Here is a 9764-nt window from a genome sequence, read left to right as displayed (position 1 = left end):
GCTTAATGGAAAGATGGTTTTGTATCTGAATGATTTGGCAAATCCGAAGAATGGGCTTAATTTAGTCCCAAACCCGCTGTAGTACCAGAACGTTATGGTGTATAGCTCCGTTGACGAGAATCTGCTGATTTTAATCTGGCGTTTTGGTTTGGAAAATATAATAAGCTGACCGAAATCGAAACTGACAATTGTTGCTTGATTGTTGCGGAAAAGCAAACGTGAAGCGCTTTTCGGACAACCGAAAGCGGAATTTTTTTGTCTCTATTTTTCTGAGATTTAGCTAGAGTTTGTAAGTCAAAAGTGGAAACTATTTGAAACGGAAAATTGGAAAGCGGAAAAGCTTGCCGAAGTTGGAATCGATAATTGGACTGCAAAATTATTCGTGCTCAACAAACGTGTCGCTACACACCATAACACACGTCACAAGCAATTTGCAAGTTTAGTGGAATTATCGTTTTAATTTGTATTTTCGTTCAGCCGAAAATACTCAGTTTCATAAGTTGCAAACTGCATGTGGCGCGAGAACGTTATAAGGCAGTTTAAAAGAACCAAAGTGCTGAAAGAGATATAATGTTTTCATAATAATTAAAAATTTAAAAAATGTATTCAAAATTAAAAGCAGAAAAATTAATTATAGAATTTGATTACTTAAAAAACAAATCTTATTTTCCCTTTGGACAAGAAGGACGTGAATTTAAAATTACAGACTTAAAAACTAGAGAACCACAAATTTCTCATTTAGAATCAGAAGTTTTAAAAAAAAGACACCCTGGGGATTATGAAAATAAACTTGCTGAAAAAAAGGAAAAAAGTATAGAATGGAAAGTAACTGTAATTATTAATGATAAAACAGATAAAGTTGAAGTCGAATTAGAAGAAGCTTTAAAAGTTTTAAAAATAAGACACGACATAAGTAAAATATTTAATTAAGCTATTTCCTTTTTAACATTTTCTATTAATTCTTTAAAACTTGTTTCATCAAGTGAGCAAAAAAAAGTAGAAGCTATATTAACTTCAAGTTTTTTTAAAATCACTTGCACTTCCTAAAAAGAGTAACCTGAAAGTGTTTTTAAAATCTCTATTGAAACTAAATCTAATTTATCATATGTTGACATAATAATTATAATTAATGTGTTTTCTTAATATCGGCGGAAACACGAAACTGAAATATTGAACATAAAAAACCGCCTTATAACAGCCACTACAACGGATTTGGGCAATTGGTTTAATGGAAAGATGGCCTTGTATTTGGATGATTAGGCAAATCCGAAAAATGGTCTTAATTTAATCCCAAACCCGCTGTAGTGCCAGAACGTTAGGCGATATTCCTACTAGACTTAAGCACTAATTCCTTAATCAAATGGCAAAAAGGGAAAAAAATGAAATAATTTTAAAAAAAAAGCATTTTGTAAAAATCATTTTAAATACATTACAAAAACTTTAGTTAGAATAATAATTCACCATAATAAAAAAATGAGAACATTCAAAAAGTTAGAAATAAAAGGAGAAAAGGAAGATCTAGTTAACTTCCTCAAAGAAATAAAGTCTAAAGTATATGATAACTTTACTTACATGAGTGATAAATCAGATGACTATGCTATGATGATTTCACTTCCAAAAGAATACACAGCAACTTTTTTAAGTAATGAAATCGAACGTGCAATTGCTTATGTTTGGCTCGTGATTTCTGACAATTTACTTTATGTTGCAAATATTACGCCTAATAAATCTGGGCAATTAACATACAATCAGTACAACTCAATTATTAGCAAATTTTGTGAAGAAGTAGTGAAAAGCGATACTATAAAAGACATATCAATCAATTTATCTAAAGAAGATTTCACAATTGAAGATTTTGCAGGAGCAGACACAGCATTAAAATTAAAAAATTGGATTAATTCTGCAAATCTGTCAACCTTAAATACAAATCACTACGATTTCAAAAGATGGTGCGATTTTATTTTCACTTCTCATCTTACAAAAAGTCAACTAACTTCTAGTCAATTTGAAAAGTTTTTAATTGAAGATGTTAAATTGTATGATGAAGATTTAGTTTCGAAAATAGTACAAGAATATGAATATAGTTTAGATATACTAAAAGAATATGATAAGCACAGAGGGTTTTAAAATCATTAGATCAGAAGATTTTACTTCTTATCAAACTGCAAATTCAAAAAAAATTATCTTTTGGGATACATGTGGGATACTTGATATTTTAAATTTGATTTCTGATTCTACGAATTCAACATTTATTAGTGTTTTAATTAAGTTGAACAAAAAGATAACACAGGGAGAAATTTTATCTTGTTCATCTAAGATTGTCATTCGAGAAATTTTGGATAACTACTCGAATCCACCTTATTATCAAGCTGGTAAATTTATTGATGAAACTGTAAGAAATTTTAATAAAATTCAATCTTATTTGAAAGAATTGGGACAGCAAGACTCGTATGAAGAAGTCACTATAAATTCCGAAGCTATATTATCTATTTTGGAAAGTCAAATACAACTTTTACTTAATAATACTTTATTTATTGATGATGATGATTATCTAAAATTAGCTAGAGATAGAGTTGTTTCAAAAATTGCTCCAAGTCAAAGGAATGAATTTAAAGATAGTATAATATGGGAAACTTGTATTGATATTGCTAAAAAATCAGAATTAGAAATATATTTCATTTCATCCAACGAAAAAGATTATGGAAAATCAGGTAACAGATTTATAGAAATACAATCAGATATGGATGAAAATAATATCATATTCAAACACAAGATAACTGATTTTTATACCATTGTTCAATAACATCGCCTAACAGCCACTACAACGGATTTGGGCATTTGGCTTAATGGAAAGATGGTTTTGTATTTGGGATGATTTGGCAAATCCGAAAATAGGGCAAAATTTAGTCCCAAACCCGCTGTAGTGCCAGAACGTTAGGCGACACTTTGACTGAACGAAACGGAATAAAAATGAGATTTTCAAATAAGGCTTCAAAATATCTAGCAAAATTAAAACGAAACAATGAATTTGTTGTTAGTCGGGAAAAATTAGTTGATTATTTTAAAAGACATAATATCCCAGAGTTTGAAAAAATAATTGAATTTCAAATAGATTTTTCAGGGCTAGAGCTGACAATTAAAAATAAAGACTCTTCAAAATTTAATGCGTTTCTAATTTCAAAAGAAAATATTTCAAAAAATGAAGAAATTGAGTATTTAATAGTTAACAATAAATATTATTTTTTTTGTGGTGACCATGAAACTGCTCAATTTTGGTTTGTAATAAGTGAAAACGGAGAAATCTGCACTTATGATAATAATGATGAAACTGTTAATATTATTTATTCTTCTTTTGAAAAATTCATTGAGAGTTATGCTTTCATTGACTTAATAAATCAAAATAAAAAATATGAATATCCCAGTTATTTCAGCTTAATAGAAAATAATCATTTTGATGAATTAACTAAAAATTATTTTATACATAATTCATCAAATGATGAATTTAATAAATGGATTTCAACTGAAAATTTGATAATTAACAAAGGAATTTGGTTGCATGAACATTCTTTTTATATTCATATTTATGGTGAAACAAAAAGTGAGTGTGAAAAGTTTATTGAATTATTAAAAGAAGAGAAAATAATAAAATAAAAAGCGATCGCCTAACAGCTACTACAACGGATTTGGGCAATTGGCTTAATAGAAAAATGGTTTTGTATTTGAATGATTTGGCAAATCCGAAGAATGGGCTTAATTTAGTCCCAAACCCGCTGTAGTACCAGAACGTTATGGTGTATAGCGGTTGACGATCAACAGTCGTTTTTAATCAGAAACTTTAGTTCGGGAAATACATAACGAAGCAGAAACCGAGCTGACCGAAATTTGAGCTGAAATCTGTAACGAAATTCAAACTGAAATTCAAACTGAAATTCAAACTGAAATTCAACGCTTAATTGTTGCGGACAAAGAAACGTGAACAGCTTTATGGAAAACCGAAGGCGGAATTTTTTTGTCGATTTTTTTTGAGGTTTAATTATCGTTTTTTCAATCTTTATCTCCAAAAAGCAGAAACTAATTGGAGCGGAAATCGAAAAGCGGAAAAACTTCCGCAATTGGAATCGATAATTGGAATGACAATACGTTCGTGCTCTGCGATCGTCAAGCTACACACCATAACAGCCACTACAACGGATTTGGGCAATTGGCTTAATGGCAAGATGGTTTTGTATCTGAATGATTTGGCAAATCCGAAAAATGGGCTTAATTTAGTCCCAAACCCGCTGTAGTGCCAAGACGTTATATGCTATTGTACCGCACCAAACAGCAGAGGGATTTTATTGAAACTTTACAATAATGGACAAAGAAACAGCAGAATATATTGTAACATACTTTTTCAATCTTTTACCCGAAAAAGAAAAACTTGCGTGGAGACATCACTCTTCGATTTTAAAACTTGAAGAAAATGAAAATCCTAAATCGTGGGAAATGTATAAACGGAAAGGTTGGATAACTGATGATAAAGAAGTTTTAGACTTACTTAAAGTTGGGTATGATAATTTTGAAATGAATACAGCTAAAAAAATTATTGAAGAATATCCTGAAAAAGTGTTTCTAAATAATTGTCCTGAATGCGGAAAATTAGCAAGAACGCCAAAAGCCAAACAGTGCAGATTTTGTGGATTTAATTGGCATAAATAAAACAACAGCATATAACAGCCGTTTGTAGCGATTGGGGTTTTAGGCTGAATTTAAAGATGGTTTTGTACTTGAAAAATTTGTGCATAACGGAAAAAACGCGCATCTTTAATCCCCAACCGTTACAAGCGCCACAACGTTAGCGGTAATTTTTTTCACGTAACATTAGAACAATGAGATACGACGACAGACAAAGTTTTTATGATGTAATGCAAGTTTGCGTTAACGGACACTTGATAACTGATAATTATTACACCAGCCCCGAATTTAGGAAAAGCTTTTGCACTAGTTGTGGCGAAAAAACAATTACAACTTGTCCAAATTGCAACAAAGAACTTAAAGGAGATTATCACGTTCCTGGCGTTGTGGATTTATCATTTAGTAGAACACCTGTTCCAGAAATTTGTGAATATTGTGGAAAAGACTTTCCGTGGAAAAGTAAAAAAAAGAAAATCGCGGAATCAGCAAAAAGTTTAAATCCCGACAATATTTTTATCATAAATCAAATTTGCGAAAGATTTCATTTAGTAACAAAACAATTAAGACAGAGATATAATAACCGAGAAACTCTTGATATCCAAGACGAATATGATGTACAAAATCTACTTCATAGTTTGCTTGTTCTTTACTTCGATGATATCAGACCTGAAGAATGGATACCAAGTTACGCGGGTTCAAGTAAGCGTTCAGATTTTTTGCTGAAAGACGAAAATATAATCATTGAAGTAAAAAAGACAAGAAAAAATTTAAAAGCAAAAGAATTAGGAGAACAACTGATTATAGATATTGCAAATTATAAAAAGCATCCTAATTGTAAAGTTCTTTATTGTTTTGTTTATGATCCAGAAGGATATATTGCAAATCCAAAAGGAATTGAAAATGATCTCAACTCAAATGAAGATAAATTCAAAGTAATAGTAAAAATAATACCAAAAGGACATTAAAAACTATCGCTAACAGCCGTTTGGTAAAATGTCAGGTTTATTAATTCTTAGCCGGAAACTACTAAGTTGAAGTTTTCATATATTTACAAATAAGCATTGAAAAAAGTCGCCACTACGCAAAGCCACGTACGTTAGCGGCAATTTAAAAAAAACAAAATCTAATTAACAATTATAAAAAAAGCCATCCAAATTTGGATGGCTGTAATGTGGCGGGGCACTGGCATCGAACCAGTTCACTAGCATATAATATTTAAAATTTGACACAAATCGTAAGTTGGTTGACGGACCCGCCTGCAATGCCAACACCCCCACCAATTTGCGTAACATTTACGCTTAAAAAAGTTAGAATAAATCCGATTGTAAGATGAACGATTATAGTTTTAAATATTTCCATAAAATTTATTTTTTTTAAGTTAATGATTAAGTGACTTATAACGACAACCAACACCTCTTTTAAATGCCAAACTTCAAAGAACTCTGCTAGGGTTCCCAGATCTTTAGGTTTCCCAACACACAAATGTAACAAAAGATAAATTAATCAAAGTGAATATTAATTTATCTTAATAAAAACTACCGCTAACAGCCGTTTCTCGCAATTGCGAATTTTGTTGTAAGTTCACGTTTACATTTCGCAAGAATTTTTATCTTTAACAGAAAATAATTCGTTCCGAAGTTCGCAACTGACGAGAAGCGGCGGAACGTTAGGCAACATTGCACAAAAACATCAGTAGAAATGACATTATCTGAAACAACTTTTTTTGAAAATGTAAATCATCAGCTAAACATTGAAAGATATGATTTGTTACTCTACAACTTAACTAAGATTGATTTAGATACCTTTTTTGATATTGTCGATGAAAGTTATATTGAAAAAATACACAAAGTATTTCAAAAAATAAATTCAGTGCTTCAAAAATCAAACTTTAATTCAGATTTATTAAGTTTTTACTGGACGTTAGCCGATCAAATATATCACGGAGAAAATTTTGATCAATTTGATAATGAATTGTCGGAAGCTAAAAGAATTTTAAAAGGAAATGATTTCCAATCTGAAGAAAAAGATTTATTACTGCAGAAAATTGAACAACATTATTCATTATAAAAGTAAGCAACGTTGCCTAACAGCTACTACAACGGATTTGGGCAATAGGCTTAATGGAAAAATGGTCTTGTATTTGGAATGATTTGGCAAATCCGAAGAATGGGCTTAATTTAGTCCCAAACCCGCTGTAGTGCCAGAACGTTAGGCACAATATCAAAAAAAATGAAGAACTCCAAGATAATATTTTTTATACTTTTCATATTTTCTAATTTTCAAATCTGTTTTGGACAAGAAAATCCGAAAGAAGAACTCAAAAATTTAGCAACACTAAATCTAAAAGGTAAAGTTAAAACCATAATAGAAAAATCTTTTAATGCAAAAAAGAATGGCGTTAATTATATAAAAACCTTCGAAGGATGGCAATCTAGTTGGCAAAAAAATAATGAACAGAAATTTGATGTGAATGGAAATTTAATTGACAAAACATATTTTGAAAATTCTAAACCAATAAGAAATGATTTTTTCAAATATGAGAACAATAAAATAACAGAAACTAATACACTTTACGCAAATCGTTTTTTTACTTACGATGAATTTGGTAAAATTAAATCCGAAAAATTTATCGATAAAAAACCTAAAAAAATAACAACAGGAAAAGAAAATATTCCAATAAAAAAAGAAACGCATATTGAATATTTTTATTCTGAAAACTCAAAACTTATTCAAAAAATTGAAAGTAATTTATCTGGAAATCAAGTATCAGTTCAAAATTTTAAATATGACCAAAATAACAATTTAATTTATCAAGAGCTGAAATATTCGAGCAGAAAAGAATGGTATGATTACCATTACAATAATGACAATTTACTTTTTAAAATTGAATGGAAAGATGATAAATTTGGTTTATTAGAAGAAACATTTATTACATACAATAATCACGAGAAAAAAACTGAAAATTGGACAAATTATTTTGAAGGAGAAAAGGAAGGTTCAATAGAATATAATTATGAAAAAGGCAATGAAATCCAAACAAAAGAATTTGATGCTGATGGAAACTTGGAAAACGCAGAAAAAATAAGTTACACATATGATAAATTTGGAAATTGGATTAATAAAACGATAACATTAAAAAGCAAAGCATATATAATTGAAAGACAAATACTTTACTACTAAGATACTGTGCCTAACAGCCACTACAACGGATTTGGGCATTGGGCTTAATGGAAAAATGGTCTTGTATTTGGATGATTTGGCAAATCCGAAAATAGGGCTTAATTTAGTCCCAAACCCGCTGTAGTGCCAAGACGTTACCACCAATGCTAAGAAGAGAAAAAAACGATGAACAGAGTAAAAATCATATTAATGCTAACCTTGTTTTCTCTGACCTCTTGTGTGACAAACAAACATATTTTCAATGACCAAAACTTTAACGACTTCGGACAAACTAAAATACAGACAGTAGTTAAATTAGAGAAAAAAAGGCATTCAAAAGATATCACACCAAACAATTTAGTAGAAATTGGTAAAGGAATTTATCCCAACGAAAACAATTTTATTCTGGCAACACCTAAAACATATAAAATTAAGGAAAGACCAAATTTTAAAATTGAAATTGAATACTTTTATTCAGAAACTGACAGCACTGTAAAAGTTATGCTTTATCAATGGGACTATTTGAAAAAAAGCAAATCTCACTTTACTGAAGAAGAAAATTACACAAAAAAATTCAGCGTCTTTCAAAAGAAATTTGACGACTTAAAAACGGAACTGACTAAAGGATTTGGAGAACCAACAGTAATAAATATCGAACAAGATAAAATTAATGGCGAAACTTTTAGAGATGATTTAAAATGGAAAAATAAAGATGGACTGAATGTTTATCTGTTTATGTTTGGAAACAATAGCAGTGGTTATAGACAAATAAGACTTGCAATTTATAAAGACTAATAATAACATAAAAAAGCACTGGTGGTAACAGCTACTACAACGGATTTGGGCAATTGGCTTAATAGAATGATGGTTTTGTATTTGAATGATTTGGCAAATCCGAAGAATGGGCTTAATTTAGTCCCAAACCCGCTGTAGTACCAGAACGTTACTGGCTATTTAAGACAAAACTGCAAATGAAGAAATTAACTTTTATAATTTTAGTACTAATTTCTCTAACAACATTTTCTCAGACAAAAATGCGTCCTATCGAAGAACTAATAAACGAAAACGATTCTGGTTGGCCATTTGTAACAGAATGGATAAAGTCAGCAAAAAATAAAGTTGAAATCTTATCTGTGGACAAACAAAAAGCAAAAGACGCTTTATATAAAACCCAAGTTACAACTCGTTCGCCAATGGGTTCGATTGTATTTGAAACAGGAGGGATTTTAGTTGATAATGGTTGGATTAGGATTCTTGGTTCAGGAGGTGAGAAACTAAAAAGAAGTTTGCCTGAATGGAATCTTGGGAAAGGTTTTACTGAATTTGGACAACCATCATCATTTTTACTCGTGGCAGACGATGCAATTGGCGGTTTCTTTTTATTGAACGGTGGCGGGCTTGGAAAAGACTTAGGGAAAATTTATTATTTGGCGCCTGACAATTTAGAATTTGAACCTCTTAACTTATCATATTCGGAATTTTTAAATTTTTGCTTCAACAATAACTTAGACGAATTTTATAAAGGCTATAGATGGAAAACTTGGAAAGATGATGTAGCAAAATTAGATTGTGATAGAGTTTTTAATTTCGTTCCATACTTATGGACAAAAGAAGGCAAGAATATCGAAAAATCATCTAAAAAAGATGTGCCAATAGAAGAACAATACAGTCTGAATTTGGACTTTAGAAAGCAACTAGGAATTGAAAAATAAACAGCCAGTAACAGCTACTACAACGGATTTGGGCAATTGGCTTAATGGAAAGATGGTTTTGTATTTGAATGATTTGGCAAATCCGAAGAATGGGCTTAATTTAGTCCCAAACCCGCTGTAGTACCAGAACGTTATGCCTTATGCACCACAAAATCGGTTAACTCACGAGGGAAAAACTGAAATTCTTTAGTTGTAGTTTTCCCGCTTTTAATCCATTTC

General features: G+C 30.6%; 10 protein-coding genes. All 10 read left to right on the top strand.

Features of this window, described 5'->3' with window-relative positions; all coding sequences use genetic code 11:
- The first annotated feature begins 600 nt into the window (after positions 1-600).
- The 10 genes from C8P67_RS21535 (at position 601) to C8P67_RS21480 (ending at position 9545) form a co-directional block, all read left to right on the top strand.
- Entirely contained in the window at positions 601-930 is a 330-nt protein-coding gene (locus tag C8P67_RS21535; RefSeq protein WP_115815260.1) for a hypothetical protein, read from the top strand.
- A 543-nt stretch (positions 931-1473) separates the two neighbouring features.
- On the top strand, positions 1474-2127 hold the full coding sequence (locus C8P67_RS21530) for a hypothetical protein (RefSeq protein ID WP_115815259.1): 654 nt from the start codon (positions 1474-1476) through the stop codon (positions 2125-2127).
- Positions 2105-2803, top strand: a complete 699-nt coding sequence (locus C8P67_RS21525; protein ID WP_115815258.1) for a PIN domain-containing protein — start codon at positions 2105-2107, stop codon at positions 2801-2803. Before C8P67_RS21530 ends, C8P67_RS21525 begins: the two co-directional genes overlap by 23 nt.
- Positions 2804-2970: 167 nt before the next feature.
- Positions 2971-3651, top strand: a complete 681-nt coding sequence (locus C8P67_RS21520; RefSeq protein WP_115815257.1) for a hypothetical protein — start codon at positions 2971-2973, stop codon at positions 3649-3651.
- 702 nt (positions 3652-4353) lie between these two features.
- On the top strand, positions 4354-4698 hold the full coding sequence (locus C8P67_RS21510; RefSeq protein WP_115815255.1) for a hypothetical protein: 345 nt from the start codon (positions 4354-4356) through the stop codon (positions 4696-4698).
- 170 nt (positions 4699-4868) lie between these two features.
- Positions 4869-5639 carry a DUF2321 domain-containing protein gene (locus C8P67_RS21505; RefSeq protein WP_115815254.1) on the top strand — a complete coding sequence of 257 codons (771 nt, stop codon included), beginning with the start codon at positions 4869-4871 and terminating at the stop codon, positions 5637-5639.
- 733 nt (positions 5640-6372) lie between these two features.
- Positions 6373-6741, top strand: a complete 369-nt coding sequence (locus C8P67_RS21495; RefSeq protein WP_115815252.1) for a hypothetical protein — start codon at positions 6373-6375, stop codon at positions 6739-6741.
- Between the two features lie 162 nt (positions 6742-6903).
- Positions 6904-7854 carry a hypothetical protein gene (locus C8P67_RS21490; RefSeq protein ID WP_115815251.1) on the top strand — a complete coding sequence of 317 codons (951 nt, stop codon included), beginning with the start codon at positions 6904-6906 and terminating at the stop codon, positions 7852-7854.
- A 165-nt stretch (positions 7855-8019) separates the two neighbouring features.
- The gene (locus C8P67_RS21485; protein ID WP_147298279.1) at positions 8020-8628 is read left to right on the top strand and encodes a hypothetical protein; all 609 of its coding nucleotides are present in this window, start codon (positions 8020-8022) and stop codon (positions 8626-8628) included.
- Positions 8629-8804: 176 nt separating this feature from the next.
- Positions 8805-9545 (top strand): DUF2625 domain-containing protein, encoded by a 741-nt coding sequence (locus C8P67_RS21480; protein ID WP_211319948.1) that lies wholly within the window; start codon positions 8805-8807, stop codon positions 9543-9545.
- Positions 9546-9764 lie beyond the last annotated feature (219 nt).

This window comes from Flavobacterium aquicola (assembly GCF_003385115.1).
Classification (GTDB): domain Bacteria; phylum Bacteroidota; class Bacteroidia; order Flavobacteriales; family Flavobacteriaceae; genus Flavobacterium; species Flavobacterium aquicola.
This window is presented reverse-complemented; position numbering and strand designations above follow the sequence as displayed.